Source organism: Spirosoma fluminis (assembly GCF_054778895.1).
Window position 1 is genome coordinate 872047 of sequence record NZ_BAAGZD010000041.1, and the last position, 18861, is coordinate 890907.

Consider the following 18861-nt stretch of genomic DNA (forward strand, 5'->3'; position numbering starts at 1 on the left):
GAGCGTACCTCTGGTAGCTGATTTGTTTACTCTTTCGCGCGTTCACTCTTTATCTATGTCTCCCATCCGCCTGTCTGATTTAGCGTTTACGCTCGAAGCCGTTGTCGACGAAGCTTTTGGGCGCAAAGCGGTTTGGGTCGTTGCCGAAACGAGTGATATAAAAAACTACCCCGATCGAGGATACTGTTTTCTGACCCTGGTGGAGCGCGGAGATGGACCGACGGGACGTAACGAAACCCTGGCGAAACTGGAAGCATGCATCTGGCGACGGAACTACACTATTATCCGCGAGTTTGAAAAAGCCACTGGCGTAGCCTTTGCCCGCAATATTCAGTTGCTGCTGAAAGTAGCGGTCGGCTTCAGTCCCGTATATGGCCTGCGGTTAGAGATTCTTCAGATCGACTCTTCATATACGCTGGGCAATATTGAACGCGAACGTCAGGCCGTACTGGACGCGCTGCTCAATGATCATCCCGATCTGATCTGGCAGGAAGCCGGTCAGTACATTACTGCGAATCAACTCCTGCCCCGCCCCGCCATTTTACAACGAATCGCGCTTATAACCGCGCCGAACTCCGACGGCTGGCGGGATTTCCGGCATGAACTGACGACCAATTCGTTTGGCTATGACTACGTCATCGACGAGTTTTTTACCCAGATTCAGGGGCAGGGAGCCGACCAGGCCATTTGCGGCCAGTTAGCGCGTATTCAAGCGGGCAACAAACCCTACGATGCCGTTGTGATTGTGCGGGGGGGCGGTTCGCAACTCGATTTTGGCTCGTTTGATACGTATCTGATGGGAAAAACCGTGGCTGGGTTCCGTATTCCTATCCTGGCCGGCATTGGCCACGAACGGAACGTAAGTATTACGGACCTGTTGTGTCACGAAAGCGTAAAGACACCCACGAAGGCAGCGGCCTTCCTGATTGAGCATAACCGGCTGTTTGAAGAAGGCCTTTTTCAGCTGCGTGACCGCCTGACCTTTGCCGCCCGTGAAGCGCTGCAGACAGCCCGCGAGGAGTTGGATTCAGAGACCGAGCGCTTACGATTTGTGACGTACAATTACTTCCGTGAGCGCCACACCGACTTAACCGAAAAAGCCGTGACGTTACGTCACCTCGACCCCGCCAATGTGTTACGCCGGGGATATGCGCTACTGCTGCGTAACGGGCGGATTCTGACCCAAACCGCCGATGTTGATGCCGGTCAGGAGTTGCAGGTACAAATGCACGACGGCACCATTAACACGAGAGTTATAAAGTTGTAAGGTTGCACGGTTGTAGAGTTGCATTCATAGTATATCTTACGATTAGGCCAGCTACAATTTTATAATTCTATAACTGGGCAACTCAATATTTTAAAGAGAATGACTTATCAGGAAGCCTACGATCAGCTAAGTACGTTAGTTTACGACATTGAAAATGAGGAGGTTTCGCTCGATGAGCTTCCCGACAAAATTCGGCTGGCAACAACCCTGATCACCTTCTGTCAGGAGCGGCTGCGCGCCGTTGAAACTGAGTATCAGGAGGTGATTGAGCGTTTACCTAAGCGATAAAATTCCATAATTTTATCTTGTGGCGTTATGCAACCTTTGCCAAACCTTACCTAATTTTATCGCCAGGTGTCTTAGTGCCGCTTTTGCCGGAACGCTGATCGGTTGTGATGTGAGAAATAGCACCTACTTTCCGCCTGATTGAGCCTACTCTCTATGAATTTGTTTGCCACGTTAAACGAAGTACTTAACTCGGATGCCCTAACGCGCATAGCCGCTTATATCGACGAGCCCGCCGAAAAAACCAGTAAAGCCGTCGATGGCCTTGTGTACACAATTGTTGGCGGTTTAATGAAACGCACAACCACTGAAATCGGGGTAAATCAACTATACAATCACATTCAGAAGGGCCGTTACGACGGAGCTTTGCTGGACAATCTACCGGCCATCCTCCGGGACCCGGCCCACACGAATACGCTTATCACGCAGGGAAATGAGGTAATCAGCCATTTGCTGCCTGCCATGAAAAGCTCGATCGGCAGTATGATCTCGGGCTACGCAGGCATCCGGAATTCGTCAGCTATTTCGCTGCTGGGCTTAATTACAACCGTTGTTTTACACGTATTAGGAAAACGGGCCAGAGAGCAAAAGATTGATGCCGATGGCCTTGCGTCGTCGCTCTTCTCCGAACGCGAAGCATTCGTGGCCGTTGTGCCGGATGAACTGATGCCCCGACTGGTCGAAAAAGTTGGCTTGCAGCAGATCGTAGCGGGCATGGCGGCTCCGGCCCGACGTACCGCCGTTGAATCCGTTGCAGCAACCGGCAGCGCCCGGTCGGCTACCGCTCCAACCCGCCCGCCGGTTCAGTATGATTTGAACGATGATGCCGACGATAACAACAGCTCACTCGCTAAATGGGGCGTTGGAGCCTTACTGGCGTTAGCAGTGGCTGTCGGCGGATATTACATCTATCAGAACACCCAGAAGTACGCCGATGGCAGCGAAGAGGTAAGCGATGTATCTCCGGTTACGGCCGACACCGCGCAGGCGGATACAGTGACCAGATCGCTGGCAGTGCCTAAGGACCCGGTGTCAAAAACAACCCCGAAATCAACGTCCGTTGTTGCAGCAACCACGCCCGTTGCGACCCCAGGTCTATCGGCGACAACTGCGGCAACAGGTGGGCTGACGCAGCTGATAGCGCCTTACGTAGGCAATGCAGCCCTTCCGAAAGGCAGAACATTCCCGTTAACGGGCGTTACGTTCCAGCCGGGCTCGCTGTCCATGTCTCCCGGCTCTACGACGGCGGTTGGTGAGCTGGCGACGTTGTTGAAAACGTATCCGCAACTCCAGGTACAGCTCATTGGGTATGCCAACGACGCGCAAGGCCCTCTGACCAATAAGAGCCTGTCGTTCAAACGCGTCAACCAGATCAAGCAGCAGTTGGTATCATCGGGCATTGATTATCTGCGGATTGATGCCATCGGCCGGGGAACCGGAGTCAGCAAACGAGATACGTCAGGCATTCCAAAACCGACGCTTCGAAAAATTGATGTGAAGGTGGTAGCAAAATAAGCCGCCTGAAACAACTTTCAGGCCTACAAGTTGAGTAGAGAGAAACAACCTAATTAATTCACTCAACTAGTATGACAACAGAAGCAGGCAAAACGGCCCTGATCACCGGGGCATCGAGCGGAATCGGTCGCGAGCTGGCGACGCTGTTTGCAAAAGATGGCTATAATCTGGTCTTGGTAGCCCGCAGCGAGGACAAGTTACAAGGTATTGCCGAGCAGTTCAGACAGCAGTTTGGCACCTCCTCCATTACGGTCGTTGAAAAAGACTTATCCAGTCCACAAGCTCCTCAGGAGATATACGACGAGGTAACCCGCCAGCATATTACGGTCAACGTTCTGGTCAATAATGCCGGTTTTGGCGAATATGGCCTATTTGCTACGGAAACCGACCTGCAAAAAGAGTTGAACGTAATTCAGGTGAACCTGACAGCCCTGGTTCATTTGACCAAGCTCTTTTTGAAGGACATGGTGCAACGGAACGAAGGTAAGATCCTGATGCTGGGCTCGATTGCGTCAATCATGCCGAACCCACTCATGGCGGTATACGGTGCCACCAAGTCGTTTATCTATTCCTTCTCGGAAGCGCTACGTAATGAGGTCAAGGACACCAATGTCAACATCACGGTACTGATGCCGCCCGCTACCGATACCGATTTCTTCAACAAAGCCGGTGCCAGCAATACGGTAGCTCAGGAACAGGCTCGTTCGATGCCTGCGGCCGACGTAGCGAAGGCAGGATACGATGCCCTGATGAAAGGAAAAGACAAAGTCGTCGCGGGTTTATCGACTAAAATGCAGGCGGCTGCCTTCCGCGTGTTACCGGACTCTATGGTAAGTCAGGCGGCTCGGGCGCAGATGAAAGATCGAACCGAAGCTGAGGAGGAGAAGCCGTCAGCGCTGGCCCTAGGCATTGGCATTGCCGCCCTTACCATCGCGGGTATTGTTATCGCAGCGCAGTACCGCAATCGTGGAATCAGTAGCCCAATCAGTACGTACGATAAGCTTCGCTATCGCTACAAAGCTGGTAAAGCCACTCACTCCGCAAAGAGTGCCTTAAGTTCAGTGGTCGACGCTGTAGCGGGCGCTTATCACAACGGCGAAGCTAAAGTTGAAGAAACGTTGGTTTAGTGCGTACACAATTGCTGGCGCTAATTAGATAACTGCTCAACGCAAATAGCCCCATTGAAAGTGGGGCTATTTGCGTTAAGGATCTTCAGCTAAACAGGCTTAGCCGGAAACTTCTCGAACACCTTTCCGACCGCATCACCAATCTGCTGCGGGGTAACCCCTTTCTTATTCAGCACGCTCGAAACGGCCGCATCCCACACAAGTGCGTTACGTTGCGCATCGACAACGTGTAAACTCAGCGTTCCTTCCTGATACGTACCCACGGGCACGTCCTGGCTGCGCCACGAATACCGCCGTTGACCAATGTACAGCGGTGCCTCATAGATCGTCGTCGGCCGGGTCTGGGTTTTCTGTTTGACGACCGCCCCCAGGTTCACCAGCAGATCGGGATTGTCCTTCGTCTGCTGATAGCCACGTTTGGCCATTTCAGCCGCCACCGCCTGCTTCACCTGTTCCATAGCGGCCTGATACGTATCGCGGGGGTTTGAACTGATCCGGTTCGTATCCACAAAGGCAAACGTGCGGTAGGCAGACCAGGTAGCGGTGTTGTCAGACTGGTTCTGAACAATCCGGTAGGGCGAGCAGCCAAAGGCTACTGCCATGCATATAGACAGACTTATTGCAAGTGTTTTCATAACGTTCTAGCTAGTGGTTACTCAACTGGTAAAACGCTGTTTTGTCTTAAAATGAGCTACATGAGTTAGTTAAGTAACAGCCCAGCCAACCACGCTTATTGAAAACAACTTCCGATTATGCGAGTTGACTAAACGGTATAGAATTCAAAAAACTCAATTGTTATGAACACAGAAACCGGAAAAACCGCCCTGATTACCGGTGCCTCAAGTGGTATCGGCCAGGAACTCGCTAAGCTTTTTGCCCAGGATGGCTACAACCTGGTATTGGTTGCCCGCAGCGACGATACCCTGAATCGGTTAGCGGATGTATTCAAAAGCAATTATGGCACGCAGCAGATCACGGTAATCGGCAAAGACCTTTCGCAGGAAAACTCAGCGCAGGAGGTTTACGACGAAGTAAAACGCCAGGGTATTACGGTTAATTACCTGGTTAACGATGCGGGTCTTAGTACGTATGGCATGTTCGCCACGGAGACCGACTGGGAGAAAGAGAGTGAACTTATTCACCTCAACGTAATCTCGCTGACCCACTTAACGAAGCTGTTCCTGAAAGACATGGTCCAACGTAACGAAGGCCGTGTGCTGAATCTGTCTTCGCTGGTGGCCGTTGTGCCGTTCCCGCTGCAGGCTGTGTATGCCGCGACTAAGGCGTATGTATATTCGTTCACGCTGTCGATGAACAACGAGCTTAAAGGCACGAACGTAACGATGACCGCGCTGATGCCCAACGCAACCGACACCGATTTCTTCAACAAAGCGGGCGCAGCAGATACTGTGGTAACGGATGAGTTGCAGGATCCGGTAATGGTGGCTCGGGATGGTTACAAAGCCCTGATGAAAGGCGAGTCTAAAGTGATACCGGGCGGCATCAAAAACAAGATGTATGAAGTGATGGGCTACGTAGCTCCTCCCGAAATGACGGGTGCGATGATGCGGCATAAGAATACACGCAAGAGTGAAGTGGAACAGTCGTCGAACCTGGCCTGGGGTATCGGCGTGGCGGCTGGCATAGCGGCTGGTGTAGCCGCCCTGATTATTGCGTATAACAACACCAATGCCTACGACCGGGCTCGCTATCGCTACAAAGCGAAGTCAGCGGGCCGTTCCGCCAAGAACGCGATAGCCGCCGTGACCGACTCGCTGAATGGTACGTATCATGACGCGAAATCGAAGGTAGAAGAAGCGTTAGCATAACCCAGTTTCAATCGTCTTTACCCCCGCAGATCGGTTGCGTGCGGTAGCCGGTCTGCGGGCTAATTCACAGTTCAGGTATGAAAAACTCATCATTCTGGCGTATTGCTACCGCAGCATTCGCCGTTGGCAGTATTATCTATACAAGCCTGTCGAGCAAACAATCGCGTCGGCAGGGTCAGCAGCAGAAACACGCCGAGTCGGAGCCTGAGTACGATGTGCCGGTTGAATACCAGAAAGTGTTCGACAAGAATATGATCATTCCGGCAGGATGGGCGTTCGGCGCGGTATGGTCAACAGTGTATTCCGGATTGGGGGCGCTGGTGGTGCATCAGACCTTGTCCTCGCAAAAGGATAATCCGCGTTATCAGCGCGCTCTGCCCTGGTGGTGGGCCAGTTGGACACTGAACGCGATTTTCGGCCGGTTTTTCTCGCAGAATGATTCGCAAAGTGTAGTTATTTCCGACATCACAACGAAACTCAATCTGCCGGTTGCCATTGGTTTGCACCAAAGCCTGGAGATTGGCAAGACGGACGTTCCTGCTCCCGAAAAGTACCTGCGAATTCCGGTTAGTTTATACGCCGGTTGGTTAACGGCCGCTACCGTGGTTGGCACACCCGATACTTTACTGACATTAGGCTGGTGGAAGCGCGATAAGCAACGGGATACTCTTTTGTCTGTCGCCATTCTTAAGGCGACCGCCGGAGTTGGCTATCTGGTAGCCCGCCGGTTAAATGATCCGTGGTATATGCTGCCGTTCGTTGCGGGGTTCGGCGGTATCGCCACTCGCCAATGGAACCGGATGCCGCTGGTTGGCTGGACAGCCGCTGGTCTGGCAGCAACCTACGCCGGTCTGCTGGCGTACTGGCTCCCCAAAGGCAAATTTCGCGATTATGAACGCTCTGTAGTTGACACCGAAGCTGAAGTCATGGCCTCTCCCATCGAAACGGAGGAGCCGCATCAGGCAGAGATCGCTCGCGAGCGGATGGTCGAGATCGATTAACAACATGTCCACTCATTCTGCAAATCCGGTCTTTTCAATTGTGGAAAAGACCGGATTTTTCATGTTACGCAGGTTGTAAATCTGCTTCGTCGACCTGATCCGGTTTTGCTGCGCTGATGCTGTTGGGGAGTGTGGTTTCGAATACTTTCTATCATTCCACCGGCAAGACATACTCGGAGTTTCACTCTTATGGCTTTCCCTTAATCATAAACAAGTTCGCTGCTTCGTTGCGATGCGTCCCCATTCAGTCGCTAAAAATTTATAGCTATTATTTATCGAATAAATACCAAACTAAGTAATATTGTGTCAGAAAGACACTTATCAAGATTCCCAATACCCTAAGCCTGCTGGCATCGCGTTCAGAATAGCAAGGGCTGGTCCTGGGCGGATTTATGGTAGACGGCTTGCTTTTCAACCTTATAAGAACAATTAAAGCTGCGTAGCTTCAGGAGGCATCTCTTTCCTTAACCATTCGGAGAGCTCATTACTATGAAAAGTCAATACGTTATTGGCGTTGATTACGGCACTGATTCCGTCAGAGCCCTGCTGGTAAACGCCCGGACGGGTGAAACGCTGGGCACCCATGTCCATGAGTACTCACGCTGGAAACAAGGGCTTTACTGCGACCCGACTAGTTCGCAGTTTCGCCAGCACCCGCTTGATTACCTCGAAGGTTTAGAACAATCAATCAAAGGGGCGCTGGTGAATGCATCCCATGACATTCGCCAGCAGGTTGTCGGCATTTCTATCGACACAACCGGATCGACGCCCGTCGCTGTTGACGAAACAGGAACTCCCCTGGCCTTATTGCCTGAATTTGCCGAGAATCCGAACGGTATGTTCATCCTGTGGAAAGACCATACCGCCAACGCCGAAGCGGAAGAGATCAACACCCTGGCGCACCGTTGGGACGTAGATTACACGAAGTACGTCGGCGGTATCTATTCGTCGGAGTGGTTCTGGGCTAAAATTCTCCGCACGCTACGTGTAGACTCAGCCGTTCGCGAAAACGCGTTCTCCTGGATTGAGCACTGCGACTGGATTTCGGCTGTTCTCACGGGTAATACAAACCCACGCACGCTCAAACGTTCACGGTGCGCGGCTGGTCACAAAGCCATGTGGCACGAAGAATTTGAAGGTCTCCCTTCTGAAACGTTCCTCATTACGCTCGACCCGCTGCTGGCTGGCCTTCGTGACCAGTTATTCCGTGATACGTTTACATCTGATGAGTCGATGGGCACGCTTTCACCGGAATGGGCCGAAAAGCTTGGTTTATCGACCAACGTAACCATCGGCGTCGGCGCGTTTGATGCACACATGGGAGCCATCGGCGCCGAAGTGACGCCTTACACCTTTGTCCGGGTAATGGGCACCTCAACCTGCGATATGCTCGTGGCCCCCAACGAAGAAATCGGTCACCTGCTAATCCGGGGCATCTGTGGACAAGTGGACGGCTCCATTATTCCGGGCATGCTGGGTATGGAAGCGGGCCAGTCGGCATTTGGCGATGTATATGCCTGGTTCCAGCGCGTGATTGTCGCCCCCGTTCGTGACCTCCTGGGCACTGAAGCCGCTGATGAGCTTTCCAGGAACCTGATTCCACATCTATCGGCCAGAGCGGCTGACTTGCCTGTTACCGAAAACGATCCCGTTGCGCTCGACTGGTTCAACGGTCGCCGGACGCCCGATGCCAACCACACCCTCAAAGGAGCCATTTCAGGACTAAACCTGGGTAGCGATACCGCCCGGATTTTCAAAGCGTTGGCAGAAGCTACAGCTTATGGCTCGAAAGCCATTGTCGACCGGTTTCTGACCGAAGGCGTTCCCATTCGTCAGGTCATTGCGATTGGTGGGGTAGCCAAGAAATCGCCCTTCGTCATGCAAACACTAGCGGATGTGCTTAATATGCCCATCAAGATTGCCAGTTCTGATCAGGCCTGTGCGCTTGGCGCGGCCATGTGTGCGGCCGTAGCAGCGGGTGTGCACCCAACGATGGCGGCCGCCCAGAAATCGATGGGATCAGGTTTTGACGCCAGCTACGAACCCCGTCCCGACGTAGCAGCGGTCTACCAAAAGCTGTATCAGAAGTACCAGAAGCTGGGCGAATTCATTGAGCAAAGCACGCAGAAGCCGGTTCTGGCCGCAAGTTCAGTTCCGACACTATAATTCTTTGCCGTGATGATGAGGTGTCGGGCTACGTGTACACCTCATCATCACGACTCAATTTCTTTCTAAATACAACCACTGCACGTCAGTCTTTCACCAGCGAAATGCTCGATCTTAAACAAGTTGAAATCTGGTTTGTTACCGGCAGCCAGCACCTTTACGGCGAAGAAACACTCCGGCAGGTAGGCGAACACTCAACCCTCATCGCCGAATTTCTGAACAACGCTTCTCAAATTCCGGTGCGGGTGGTGTTTAAACCCGTCGTAAAAACGCCGGACGAAATTTATAATCTCTGCCAGGATGCCAATGTAACGTCCACCTGCGTGGGTATCGTAACCTGGATGCACACCTTCTCGCCCGCCAAGATGTGGATTCGGGGGCTGAGCATCCTGAAAAAGCCCTTGCTGCACCTGCACACGCAGTTTAACCGCGATATTCCCTGGGGCGAAATTGACATGGATTTCATGAACCTGAATCAGTCGGCCCACGGCGACCGCGAGTTTGGCTTCATCATGTCGCGGATGCACCAGTCCAGGCCGGGCCTGAACCGCAAAGTGGTCGTTGGTCACTGGCAGCAGGCCGATGTGCTGGAACAGATTGGTTCGTGGTCGCGGGTGGCGGTAGCCGCTCATGAGCTGAAAACGCTGAAAGTGGCCCGCTTTGGCGATAATATGCGCCAGGTGGCCGTAACGGAAGGCGATAAAGTAACCGCCGAAATCACCTTCGGGATGTCAGTCAATACGTACGGCATCGGTGACCTGGTAGCGGTTATCAATCAAGTTGCCAACGCGGACATCGATCGACTCGTGACCGAATATGCCGATACGTATACGCTGATGGCTCCGTTGCAAAAAGGGGGCGATCAACACAGCTCGCTACGTGAAGCCGCTAAGATTGAACTCGGTTTGCGGGCTTTTCTGCAGGACGGCAATTTCGGCGCGTATACCGATACGTTCGAGGACCTGCACGGTATGGCGCAACTGCCGGGCATTGCGTCGCAGCGGTTGATGGCCGACGGCTACGGCTTTGGTGGCGAAGGCGACTGGAAAACGGCGGCTATGGTCCGCACGATGAAGGTGATGGCCGCTGGCCTGAAAGGTGGTAACTCCTTTATGGAAGATTACACGTACCACTTTAACCCGACAAACCCAATGGTGTTAGGCTCGCACATGCTTGAAATTTGCCCTTCGATTGCCGCCGACAAACCTTCCTGCGAAATCCACCCGCTGGGTATCGGCGGAAAGGCCGATCCGGTTCGGCTGGTGTTCAACGCTCCGGCAGGTCCGGCTATCAACGTATCGCTGATTGATATGGGCAATCGGTTCCGCTTGCTGGTCAACGAAGTTGAAGCCGTTGACGTAACGGAAGCGCTGCCTAAACTGCCGGTAGCCCGTGCCTTATGGAAACCGATGCCCGATATGGCTACCGGCTGCGCAGCCTGGATTCTGGCCGGTGGCGCTCACCATACGGTATTCAGCCAGAATCTGACGACGAACCACATCGAAGACTTTGCCGACATCTTCAGCGTGGAGCTGGTGGTAATTGACAAAAACACTAACCTGCGTCAACTCAAAAACGAACTCCGCTGGAGCGAAGCCGCCTACAGATAATGAGCGAAAGAGTGAAAGGGTGAATGAGAGAAAGACTTGATCTGGTAATCATCCATTCGCCCTTTGACTCTTTCACTCCGCTTCGGCGACAGTCCGCCGTTGCGGCCCGATTTCGCCTTTGACTCTTTCACTCTTTACTCATGAAAAAATATATTACAACCCTTCTCCTAACCCCGCTCAGTTTGGGCCTTCTGGCGCAAAACCGGGTGACCGTCAATGCTGACGAAGGTAAGATAACCATCAATAGGCACATCTACGGCCACTTTGCCGAACACCTCGGCCGGTGTATCTACGATGGTTTCTACGTCGGTGAAAACAACACCAAGATTCCGAATAAGAACGGCGTTCGGCTGGACGTTGTAGAAGCCCTGAAAAAGATGAAGATTCCCAACCTGCGCTGGCCGGGCGGGTGTTTCGCCGATACGTACCACTGGAAAGATGGGATTGGACCTAAAGCCAAGCGGCCTAAAATCGTGAACACCTGGTGGGGGGGCGTAACGGAAGACAACAGCTTCGGCACGCACGACTTTCTGAACATGTGCGAACTGCTCGGCACGGAGCCGTACCTGGCCGGAAATGTTGGCAGTGGAACGGTACAGGACCTGAGCGATTGGGTACAGTACGTCAACTTCCCCAGCAACAGCCCCATGTCGACCCTTCGGCAGCAAAACGGACGGCAAACTCCCTGGAACGTGCGTTACTGGGGCGTCGGTAACGAAGCCTGGGGATGCGGGGGCAATATGACGGCCGATTATTACGCCAACATCTACCGGCAGTACGCTACGTTTATGGAAGCTAAGGTAGGTAAGGAAAGCATCTTCCGGATTGCGTCAGGAGCCAGTTCCGATGACTTCAACTGGACGGAAACGCTCATGAAAAACATTCCGGGCAAGATGGTTGAAGGCGTGGCGCTGCACCATTATTCTACCTTCGGCTGGGGCCCGAACGAGAAGGGTTCTGCCACAGAGTTTACGGAAACCGACTACGCGCACACCATGAACGAAGCCCTGAAAATGGATATGCTGGTGCAGAAGCATTCGGAAATCATGGACAAGTACGACCCGCAGAAAAAGATCGCCCTGGTGGTCGACGAATGGGGTGCGTGGTACGAAGTTGAACCCAAAACGAACCCCGGTTTCCTGTACCAGCAGAACACCATGCGCGACGCCATTCTGGCCGGCGCTACGCTGAACATCTTCCATAAATATGCCGAGCGGGTGCGCATGGCAAATCTGGCCCAGGCCGTTAACGTGCTCCAGGCCGTGATTCTGACTCAGGGTAACAAGCTGCTGCTGACGCCAACGTATCACGTGCTGGAAATGTACAATGTACACCAGGACGCGACGATGCTGCCCGTTGAGGTAAAGACGGATGACTATAAGGTTGGAAATTATAAGCTTCCGGCGGTATCGGTATCGGCGTCGCGGGACAAGGCGGGCAAAACGCACATTTCGCTGGTCAACATCGACGCCGGGAAGCCGCAGGAAATTACACTGAACCTGAAGGGTATCAACGCATCGGCCGTGAGCGGACGCATTCTCACCTCGGCAAAGGTGCAGGACCACAACACGTTTGAAAACCCGGCTAAAGTAAAGCCAGTCGCTTTCAACGGAGCCAAACTTAATGGAAACACGCTGACCGTTACGCTGCCGCCTGTATCAGTAATAGTGCTGGAAATGTAAACAGTGAATGAGCGAAACGCTGAATCACGCTTTCGCTCATTCGCTCATTCGCTCTTTAAATTATGTACAAGACATTACAGGACGAGTGCTACGAGGCTAACATGCAGCTCCCGAAGCTGGGTCTGGTGCTGTTTACCTTTGGGAACGTTAGCGCCGTGGACCGCGACAAAGCTGTGTTTGCCATCAAGCCGAGCGGGGTTCCGTACGAGTTGCTCAAACCGGCCGATATTGTGATCATGGATTACGACGCCCGTGTGGTGGAGGGTAGCATGCGCCCGTCGTCGGATACCAAAACGCACGCCCTGCTGTATAAGACCTGGGATGACATCGGCGGCATCACGCACACGCACAGTACGTATGCCGTGGCCTGGGCGCAGGCCGGGATGGATATTCCCATTTTCGGCACCACCCACGCCGATCATACCCACCAGGATATTCCGTGCGCGCCGGTATTGACCGATGCCATGATTGAGGGCGATTACGAACACGAAACAGGTAACCAGATCTTCGACATCTTCCGCGAAAAAGGGCTGTCGCATGGGGAAATGGAAATGGTGCTGCTGCAAAATCACGGGCCGTTTACGTGGGGAAAAAGCGCCGAAAAATCAGTCTACAACGCGGCCGTGCTGGAAGAAATAGCGCGCATAGCCTATCTAACGCTACAGATCAATCCTGATACCCCTCGAATTAAAGATACGCTCCGGATGAAGCACTACGAGCGGAAACACGGTAAAAACGCCTATTACGGTCAAGGCTGCTAAGTTGTGCTTCGTCGCTTTTTCCTATAAACTCGGCTACCATCGCTAATTTTTTGAATACTCACCCTTACCTTTTACCCTAAACCTCCGATACTTGCATGCATTATTTCAAGCGGTTTACCCTTTTCTCATCCTTACTTGCCCTAACTATGCTCTCCTCCTGCAACTCGAATAAAGAAGGTGATCAGAAAGCCGGAATTGAAAAAACTTCGTTCGGTCAACTTGCCGACGGTCAGGAAGCGGACATCTATACCCTCCGTAATGAAGCTGGCATGGAAGCTAAAATCACGAATTACGGAGGTATTCTTGTATCGCTCACTGCCCCCGACAAGAACGGTACGTTTGAAGACGTTACGTTGGGCTTTGACTCATTGAGCGCTTATGTAAAGAACAATCCCTTCTTCGGCGCATTGGTGGGACGCTACGGTAACCGGATTGCTAAGGGCAAATTCACCCTCGACGGTAAAGAGTATTCACTGGCTACCAACAACATGGGCAATCACCTGCACGGTGGCCTCAAAGGGTTTGACAAAGTTTTGTGGACTGCCACCCCGGTAGAAGGCAACGAACCCGCGTTAAAACTTGCTTACACGGCTAAGGATGGCGAAGAAGGCTACCCCGGTAATCTATCCGTTGAAGTGACCTACACGCTTCAGAAAGACAACGCCCTGAAGATCGACTACAAGGCGACGACGGATAAGCCAACGGTAGTAAACCTTACTAACCACTCGTATTTTAACCTGACAGGCGGTAAAAGCGACATTTTGAGTCACGAGGTAACGATTAACGCCGACCGCTTTGTCCCCGTCAACGAAACACTGATTCCAACGGGTGAGTTGAAACCAGTCGCCGGAACGCCGTTCGACTTCACGAAATCGACTGTCGTTGGGGCTCGTATCAATGATTCAACCGATACGCAGATCAAATACGGTTTAGGCTACGACCACTGCTGGGTATTTACCGATACTAGCAACAAACTGAAACAGGGTGCCACCGTGTATGAGCCAACCAGCGGCCGCGTGATGGAAGTGCTGACGACCGAGCCTGCCGTTCAGTTTTATACCGGCAACTTCCTCGATGGTACGTTGACTGGCAAAGGGAATGTGGTTTACAAAAAGCGGACAGGTTTATGTCTGGAAACCGAACACTACCCCGATTCACCAAACCAACCCAAATTTCCGACAACCACGTTGAAGCCCGGCGAAACGTATCAAACAACAACGGTATACAAGTTTTCGGCGAAGTAATTTTGACCAGTTAAGCATGACGGAGGGGCCAGGTGAATCACCTGGCCCCTTCGTTTGTGTTGAGTACGGGAATGTTCAATGAAGTGTGTCATTTTTTCAAACCCTCAAAAACTGGACTTGCAACATAATATTGGACAAAAGTTTAAGCAACATTTTGACACTGCACTCTATTGTACTCAAATGGTGAAAGATAGCCTAAGGTCGAATGCCTCCGTTGCCGGTTATACCAGATCTCGATGTATTCAAACGTTGCCTGTTTAGCCGCTGCTCTGGTTTTAAAGTCGTGTTGGTAAATCATTTCTGACTTTAAGTTTTTGAAAAAGCTTTCCGCTACCGCATTGTCCCAACAGTTGCCCTTCCCGCTCATACTTTGCAGAACCAGTGGGTGTTTTTTCAACAGCTTGGTAAATCCATGACAGGCATACTGGACTCCTCGATCAGAATGGAAAATTAAGGCCCGCTCGATAGGCCGATTTTTAAGGGCCATTTGCCAAGCTGGAATGGTCGTCTCAGCCGCTTTCATTGAGGTACTCAACGACCAACCGATCACTTTCCGATCATACAAATCCATAATCATGGTCAGGTAAAGCCAGCCTTCACCCGTGGCAATGTAGGTCAGATCAGAAACCCATGCCTGCCCCGGTTTTGCCGGATTGAATTGGCGGTTTAAATGGTTTTGGGCCACTGGGTAAGTGTGCTTGGAATCCGTAGTGGTGACCACATATTTCTTCTGAATGACACTTTTCAGATTGGCCCGCTTCATCAATCTAGCTACTCGGGGGCGGGATACCTTTACGCCTTGTGCTCTAAGGTCTTGCGTGATTTTTGGACTACCATAACGCTTTTCACTAGCTGTAAATGAATCACTTATCATTACCAGAATAGCATCATTCTCTTTTGACCTTTTGGTGGGTCGTTGGGCTAACCAATAATAATACCCACTGCGGCTCACTTGCAGTACTTTACACATCGTCTCAACGGGGAACTCACGTTGGTGAGCCTTTATAAATCCGAATATTTCCCACGGTCCGCCGCGCGGTCGCTCCTGGAGAAGATGCCGACCGCCTTTTTTAGAATATCTCGCTTAAATTCGTCGTCGTACTGCCTCCTGGTTTTCATAGTTCACTAAGTTAGATCATGCTTAACTTAATGTCCAGTTAAAGGTAGCAGGTCCACTTGTTTCTTTTGGCTATAGGGGAATGCAAATTCTTTTGTTTCTACAGGTGAATATTTTGGGTACAACCATAGAAAAAAATAAAGTGATAAACAATCGCTCTGTAAGCGATCAGCTAGCTGCCTGCATTCTTTGATAACCTTTATTGTGTCTGAAGAAAAATATCCTTGTATGTCCAGATAAGGCTCACGCATACTTATCGCCATTTTGACGCAATTTGAGTTAAAATTATCACAAAATCCGCCAAATTGTCTGGGAAAACCCCCTGGTCTGGGATTTGTTACGCTATACGTGTAAGCAACGAACAGGAACCTATTCCGACCAAGCCATGAACTTTAATAACTATACCATTAAGGCGCAGGAGGTTATTCAGCAGGCGGCTCAGATGGCCCAGGGGAACAACCAGCAAACCGTTGAAACTGGCCACGTGTTGAAAGCCATACTGGACGATGACCCGAATACCGTCGGGTTTCTGGCCAGAAAAGCTGGCATTGACTCTAGCCGCCTGACCTTAGCACTGGATGCAATTATAAACGGCTATCCGAAGGTAACTATTTCGGGGGAGCCCGGTGCAGCGGATCGCCAGCAAGGCATGTACTTAGGTAGTGATCTGAATACAGCTTTCCAGCGGGCAACAAGTCAACTGAAAGAGTTTGGCGACGAATTTGTAAGCGTCGAACTGATGTTGCTGGGACTGGTCAGCGGTAAGGACTCCGTCGCAAACCTATTGCGCGACGTTGGGTTTACCGAAAAGACATTGAAAGAAGCGATAAAAGAACTTAGAGGTAAAAATAATCCTGTGAAAGACCCAAACGCGGAAGCGAAATACCGTTCGCTGGAGCGGTATAGCATCAATCTGAACGAACGTGCCCAAACAGGAAAAATTGACCCTGTCATTGGCCGTGATGAAGAAATTCGGCGGGTACTTCAAATCCTGAGCCGCCGTACGAAAAACAACCCAATTCTGCTGGGTGAGCCCGGCGTTGGTAAAACCGCCATCGTGGAAGGCCTGGCGCAGCGGATTGTGCAGGGCGATGTTCCCGAGAACCTGAAATCGAAGACGATTGTGTCGCTCGACCTGGGTTTGCTCGTCGCGGGTGCGAAATACAAGGGAGAATTTGAGGAGCGCCTGAAAGCGGTTATCAAAGAGGTGACCGATTCCGAAGGCGAAATCATTCTCTTTATTGACGAGATTCATACCCTGATCGGCGCGGGTGCCGGGGGTGGCGAGGGCGCTATGGACGCAGCTAACCTCTTGAAACCGGCCCTGGCCCGTGGTGAATTGCACGCCATCGGTGCCACTACGTTGAAGGAGTATCAGAAATACATTGAAAAGGATAAAGCGCTCGAACGCCGGTTCCAGGCTGTTATGGTCGGCGAACCCGACGTAACGGATGCCATCTCGATCCTGCGTGGTATCAAAGAGCGGTATGAGTTGCACCACGGCGTACGTATCAAAGACGACGCGGTAATTGCTGCCGTTGAACTGTCGAACCGCTACATCTCCGACCGTTTCTTACCCGACAAGGCCATTGACTTAATGGATGAAGCGGCTGCCAAGATGCGACTCGAAATTGACTCGGTTCCCGAAGAACTGGACGAGCTGAACCGACGTATCATGCAGTTGGAGATTGAACGCGAAGCCATTCGTCGCGAAAACGACAAGGATAAAGAATCTGTCTTGAACAAGCAGCTTGCTGATCTTAACGAACAGCGTGGCGAACTTAAAGCCCGTTGGGAGATCGAAAAACAATCGGTAAACGAGATCCGGACGCTGAAAGAACAACTGGATCAACTACGAATTGAAGCGGATAACGCCGAACGCGCCGGTGATTACGGCAAAGTAGCCGAGATTCGGTACGGCCGCATCCCTGAATCGCAGAAACGATTAGATGATCTGACCAAGAAAGACGGCAGCGCCGATAACCTCTTGCAGGAGGAAGTGACCGCCGACGATATTGCTGAAGTAGTAGCGAAGTGGACGGGCATTCCGATAAGCCGGATGCTACAGAGCGAGCGTGAGAAGCTGCTCCACCTTGAAGACGAATTAGGCAAACGCGTGGCTGGTCAGGAAGAAGCCATCCAGGTCGTGTCGGACGCAGTACGCCGGAGCCGCGCGGGTATGCAGGACCCCAAACGCCCCATCGGATCGTTTATCTTCCTCGGAACCACGGGTGTTGGTAAGACCGAGCTGGCGAAGGCCCTGGCCGAGTTCCTGTTCAACGACGATAACGCCCTGGTACGTATCGATATGTCGGAGTATCAGGAGCGCCATGCCGTGAGCCGACTGATTGGTGCCCCTCCGGGATACGTGGGTTACGATGAAGGGGGTCAGTTGACCGAAGCTGTTCGCCGGAAACCCTACAGCGTTATCCTCCTCGACGAGATTGAGAAGGCGCACCCGGATGTGTTCAACATCCTGTTGCAGGTGCTTGACGATGGTCGCCTGACCGACAACAAAGGCCGCGTGGCAAACTTCAAGAACACCATCATCATCATGACCTCGAACATTGGCTCGCACATCATTCGTGAGCGCTTCGCCGAGATCAACGGTCGCAACGCCGAACAGGTAATTGAGGACACGAAAGAAGAAGTGTTTGAGTTGCTCAAGCAAACGGTACGTCCTGAGTTCCTGAACCGGATCGACGAGTTAGTCATGTTCCAGCCGCTGACCAAACGTGAAGTCCGCAAGATCATGGACATCCAGTTCAGGCAGATTCAGGCGCGGTTGGCCGAGCAGGGCATTACGCTCGAAGCCGACAACGAAGTCCTCGACTTCATCGCCCGCGAAGGTTTCGACCCAACGTTTGGTGCCCGTCCGCTGAAGCGCGTCATGCAGCGACGCATCCTCAACGCCCTCTCGAAAGAGATCCTGGCGAACCGGATTCAGAAAGACGCCATCGTGGGTATGATGATGAACGAAGACGAGAACGGCAAAGAAGACATCATTTTCTACAACCTCGATAAAGTCGTTCCAGCTTTAGACTAAACGATTTCGATATAAGAAGATCAGTGAAATTACTTTAGACTAAAGCTCATTACCCCTGAATCCCCTGAAGGGAACTTAGCTCGTATTTAGACAAAGTCTCCCTTCAGGGACTTTAGGGGTAAAATAACCTAAACTATTTTAGCTCATCTACTTAGATACAAAAACGCCCGACTGAGAAGCCGGGCGTTTTTGTTTAAAGGTTAGTCTGTAC

Annotated in this window: 13 protein-coding genes and 1 pseudogene; 12 read left to right on the forward strand and 2 right to left on the reverse strand. The window is 51.9% G+C overall.

Annotated elements, in window-relative coordinates; all coding sequences use genetic code 11:
- Positions 1–55 precede the first annotated feature (55 nt).
- From ACYVBJ_RS25540 to ACYVBJ_RS25555, 4 genes are all read left to right on the forward strand, one after another.
- Positions 56–1267 carry an exodeoxyribonuclease VII large subunit gene (locus tag ACYVBJ_RS25540; protein ID WP_460985121.1) on the forward strand — a complete coding sequence of 404 codons (1212 nt, stop codon included), beginning with the start codon at positions 56–58 and terminating at the stop codon, positions 1265–1267.
- Between the two features lie 99 nt (positions 1268–1366).
- Positions 1367–1555, forward strand: a complete 189-nt coding sequence (xseB, locus tag ACYVBJ_RS25545; RefSeq protein ID WP_460985122.1) for an exodeoxyribonuclease VII small subunit — start codon at positions 1367–1369, stop codon at positions 1553–1555.
- A 153-nt stretch (positions 1556–1708) separates the two neighbouring features.
- Positions 1709–3067, forward strand: a complete 1359-nt coding sequence (locus ACYVBJ_RS25550; protein WP_460985123.1) for a DUF937 domain-containing protein — start codon at positions 1709–1711, stop codon at positions 3065–3067.
- A gap of 71 nt (positions 3068–3138) precedes the next feature.
- Positions 3139–4194, forward strand: a complete 1056-nt coding sequence (locus ACYVBJ_RS25555) for an SDR family NAD(P)-dependent oxidoreductase (protein WP_460985124.1) — start codon at positions 3139–3141, stop codon at positions 4192–4194.
- A gap of 89 nt (positions 4195–4283) precedes the next feature.
- Here the strand turns inward: ACYVBJ_RS25555 and ACYVBJ_RS25560 are convergent, their stop codons facing one another.
- On the reverse strand, positions 4284–4829 hold the full coding sequence (locus tag ACYVBJ_RS25560) for a DUF4136 domain-containing protein (protein WP_460985125.1): 546 nt from the start codon (positions 4827–4829) through the stop codon (positions 4284–4286).
- Positions 4830–4991: 162 nt separating this feature from the next.
- Between ACYVBJ_RS25560 and ACYVBJ_RS25565 the strand changes: the two genes are divergently transcribed.
- From ACYVBJ_RS25565 to ACYVBJ_RS25595, 7 genes are all read left to right on the forward strand, one after another.
- The gene (locus ACYVBJ_RS25565) at positions 4992–6023 is read left to right on the forward strand and encodes an SDR family NAD(P)-dependent oxidoreductase (RefSeq protein ID WP_460985126.1); all 1032 of its coding nucleotides are present in this window, start codon (positions 4992–4994) and stop codon (positions 6021–6023) included.
- 77 nt (positions 6024–6100) lie between these two features.
- The gene (locus tag ACYVBJ_RS25570) at positions 6101–7024 is read left to right on the forward strand and encodes a tryptophan-rich sensory protein (RefSeq protein ID WP_460985127.1); all 924 of its coding nucleotides are present in this window, start codon (positions 6101–6103) and stop codon (positions 7022–7024) included.
- Between the two features lie 489 nt (positions 7025–7513).
- Positions 7514–9190 (forward strand): ribulokinase, encoded by a 1677-nt coding sequence (locus ACYVBJ_RS25575; RefSeq protein ID WP_460985128.1) that lies wholly within the window; start codon positions 7514–7516, stop codon positions 9188–9190.
- Between the two features lie 104 nt (positions 9191–9294).
- On the forward strand, positions 9295–10800 hold the full coding sequence (araA, locus tag ACYVBJ_RS25580) for an L-arabinose isomerase (protein WP_460985129.1): 1506 nt from the start codon (positions 9295–9297) through the stop codon (positions 10798–10800).
- Positions 10801–10940: 140 nt separating this feature from the next.
- Positions 10941–12482: an alpha-N-arabinofuranosidase gene (locus ACYVBJ_RS25585; protein ID WP_460985130.1), complete on the forward strand. Its 1542-nt coding sequence runs from the start codon at positions 10941–10943 to the stop codon at positions 12480–12482.
- Positions 12483–12544: 62 nt separating this feature from the next.
- A complete protein-coding gene (locus ACYVBJ_RS25590) occupies positions 12545–13243 on the forward strand; it encodes an L-ribulose-5-phosphate 4-epimerase (RefSeq protein WP_460985131.1) in 699 nt (232 codons plus the stop codon).
- A 146-nt stretch (positions 13244–13389) separates the two neighbouring features.
- A complete protein-coding gene (locus tag ACYVBJ_RS25595; protein ID WP_460985282.1) occupies positions 13390–14487 on the forward strand; it encodes an aldose epimerase family protein in 1098 nt (365 codons plus the stop codon).
- A gap of 142 nt (positions 14488–14629) precedes the next feature.
- Here the strand turns inward: ACYVBJ_RS25595 and ACYVBJ_RS25600 are convergent.
- Positions 14630–15547 (reverse strand): annotated as a pseudogene (locus ACYVBJ_RS25600) (IS3 family transposase); the annotation flags it as partial.
- A gap of 442 nt (positions 15548–15989) precedes the next feature.
- Here ACYVBJ_RS25600 and clpB point away from each other — a divergent pair.
- Positions 15990–18650 (forward strand): ATP-dependent chaperone ClpB, encoded by a 2661-nt coding sequence (gene clpB, locus ACYVBJ_RS25605; protein WP_460985132.1) that lies wholly within the window; start codon positions 15990–15992, stop codon positions 18648–18650.
- The last annotated feature ends 211 nt before the right edge of the window (positions 18651–18861 follow it).

What these genes read in the sequence shown, in the direction of transcription:
- ACYVBJ_RS25540 (WP_460985121.1), top strand. Translation starts at nt 56, where the DNA reads ATGTCTCCCATCCGCCTGTCTGATTTAGCGTTTACGCTCGAAGCCGTT.
- xseB (WP_460985122.1), top strand. Translation starts at nt 1,367, where the DNA reads ATGACTTATCAGGAAGCCTACGATCAGCTAAGTACGTTAGTTTACGAC.
- ACYVBJ_RS25550 (WP_460985123.1), top strand. Translation starts at nt 1,709, where the DNA reads ATGAATTTGTTTGCCACGTTAAACGAAGTACTTAACTCGGATGCCCTA.
- ACYVBJ_RS25555 (WP_460985124.1), top strand. Translation starts at nt 3,139, where the DNA reads ATGACAACAGAAGCAGGCAAAACGGCCCTGATCACCGGGGCATCGAGC.
- ACYVBJ_RS25560 (WP_460985125.1), bottom strand. Translation starts at nt 4,829, where the DNA reads ATGAAAACACTTGCAATAAGTCTGTCTATATGCATGGCAGTAGCCTTT.
- ACYVBJ_RS25565 (WP_460985126.1), top strand. Translation starts at nt 4,992, where the DNA reads ATGAACACAGAAACCGGAAAAACCGCCCTGATTACCGGTGCCTCAAGT.
- ACYVBJ_RS25570 (WP_460985127.1), top strand. Translation starts at nt 6,101, where the DNA reads ATGAAAAACTCATCATTCTGGCGTATTGCTACCGCAGCATTCGCCGTT.
- ACYVBJ_RS25575 (WP_460985128.1), top strand. Translation starts at nt 7,514, where the DNA reads ATGAAAAGTCAATACGTTATTGGCGTTGATTACGGCACTGATTCCGTC.
- araA (WP_460985129.1), top strand. Translation starts at nt 9,295, where the DNA reads ATGCTCGATCTTAAACAAGTTGAAATCTGGTTTGTTACCGGCAGCCAG.
- ACYVBJ_RS25585 (WP_460985130.1), top strand. Translation starts at nt 10,941, where the DNA reads ATGAAAAAATATATTACAACCCTTCTCCTAACCCCGCTCAGTTTGGGC.
- ACYVBJ_RS25590 (WP_460985131.1), top strand. Translation starts at nt 12,545, where the DNA reads ATGTACAAGACATTACAGGACGAGTGCTACGAGGCTAACATGCAGCTC.
- ACYVBJ_RS25595 (WP_460985282.1), top strand. Translation starts at nt 13,390, where the DNA reads ATGCTCTCCTCCTGCAACTCGAATAAAGAAGGTGATCAGAAAGCCGGA.
- clpB (WP_460985132.1), top strand. Translation starts at nt 15,990, where the DNA reads ATGAACTTTAATAACTATACCATTAAGGCGCAGGAGGTTATTCAGCAG.